The sequence below is a fragment of the Nonomuraea fuscirosea genome (assembly GCF_003001935.1).
Taxonomy (GTDB): domain Bacteria; phylum Actinomycetota; class Actinomycetes; order Streptosporangiales; family Streptosporangiaceae; genus Nonomuraea; species Nonomuraea fuscirosea.
The window spans coordinates 1-1,649 of sequence record NZ_PVNG01000083.1 but is presented as its reverse complement, the minus strand read 5'-3'; the positions used below and the strand labels follow the sequence as shown (position 1 = coordinate 1,649).

The 1,649-nt window shown below is 65.7% G+C and carries 2 protein-coding genes; both read left to right on the top strand.

What is annotated here, in order from left to right:
- The first annotated feature begins 45 nt into the window (after positions 1-45).
- Positions 46-1,287, top strand: coding sequence for an IS30 family transposase (locus B0I32_RS56180; protein WP_106253691.1), 1,242 nt, complete (start codon positions 46-48; stop codon positions 1,285-1,287).
- Positions 1,288-1,291: 4 nt separating this feature from the next.
- Entirely contained in the window at positions 1,292-1,600 is a 309-nt protein-coding gene (locus tag B0I32_RS56175; protein ID WP_106253690.1) for a DF family (seleno)protein, read from the top strand.
- The last annotated feature ends 49 nt before the right edge of the window (positions 1,601-1,649 follow it).

Here is a 1,649-nt window from a genome sequence, read left to right as displayed (position 1 = left end):
CTTCCGTTCTAGCGGTCGTCGCAACACCCCAGCTCGGGGAGTGCGATGGAGTTCGAGATCCGCAAGATCCGATCCCCTCAGGGGCGACGGAAGCTGACCCGTGAACGGGAGGAATACTTCCGGCTTATGGATCAAGGCTTCAGCAGCATGGAAGCGTGCCGGATCGTCGGGATCAACTACCGGACAGGGAAGCGGTGGCGGAACGGCTCGGCACCGAACAAGGCGAAAAAGAAGGGGGCACCGCCGGTCAGACGACCGGCGGTGCCCCCTTCTGGCGTGTCCCGCTACCTGCGGGAAGACGAGCGAATCCATATCGCCGACAGAGTTCGGGAGAAGGCGTCGATCCGGGAGATCGCCCGCGAGCTGGGCCGCGCACCCTCGACCATCAGCCGGGAGATTCGCCGCAACCGGCATCCCACCAACGGCCAGTACCGGCCGCACGCGGCACAGGCTCGTGCCGACGCGCGCCGGCCGCGTCCCAAGCCCAGCAAGATCGGGCAGAATCCGGAGTTACGGGCATACATTCAAGAGCACCTGCACAAGCGCTGGAGCCCGGAGCAGATCGTCCAGAGCCTGCGCAGGAGCTTCCCCGAGCGGGCGGAGATGCACGTGTGCCACGAGACCATCTACCAGGCCCTCTACGTCCAGGGCTGCGGCGAACTGCGCCGCGAACTGGCGAAGGCCCTGCGCACTGGCCGCGCCATGCGCAAGCCTCGCCGCCTGGCCCAGCAGCGTCAGCCCCGCTACAGCGCGCCCATGGTGATGATCAGTGAGCGGCCTGCCGAGGCCGATGACCGGGCCGTTCCCGGCCATTGGGAAGGCGATTGCATCGTTGGCAAGAACGGCAGCTCGGCCATCGGCACCCTGGTTGAGCGCACCACGCGCTACGTGATGCTCGTCCACCTGCCCATCGACCGCAGCGCCAAGCGCATGCGCGACGCCCTGGTGGAGATCATGGCCATACTCCCGGCCCATCTCAAGCGATCCCTCACCTGGGACCAGGGCAGCGAGATGGGACGTCACCATGAGTTCTCCGTCGCCGCCGACATGCCCGTCTACTTCTGCGACCCGGCCAGCCCCTGGCAGCGCGGCTCCAACGAGAATACAAACGGCCTGCTGCGCCAGTACTTCCCCAAGGGCACCGACCTGTCCGTCCACACCGGCGACCAGCTCGACGCCGTCGCCGCCGAGCTCAACAGCCGCCCACGCAAGACACTGAACTGGGACACCCCAGCCCAGCGCCTATCTCGCCTGCTCGCAGCTGCCCTTGAGTCCGAGGCATCATGAGCCTGTGGACATCGAACTGCTCTATTTCGCCGGCTGCCCGAACTGGCACCTCGCGCAGGAACGGCTCAGCAAAGCCCTCACGATCGCGGACCGCTCCGATCTGGTGGTCAACCTCTACGCGGTCGAGACAGATGAGGAAGCTCAGGCCCTCCGCTTCCCAGGGTCACCTACGATCCGCATCGACGGACACGACCCCTTCCCTTCCGTGGCCAGCACCTACGGACTGACCTGCCGCGTCTACACGACACCAGACGGGTTTGCCGGTGCGCCCACTATTGACCAGCTCGTCCAGGCACTCACCTACGAACACTAAGATCGTCGCAACACAGCGATCGTGTTGCGACGATCCATAGAATCCGCCC

Excerpts from the sequence above, each read along its gene's own strand:
- B0I32_RS56180 (WP_106253691.1), top strand. The coding sequence starts at position 46 with ATGGAGTTCGAGATCCGCAAGATCCGATCCCCTCAGGGGCGACGGAAG.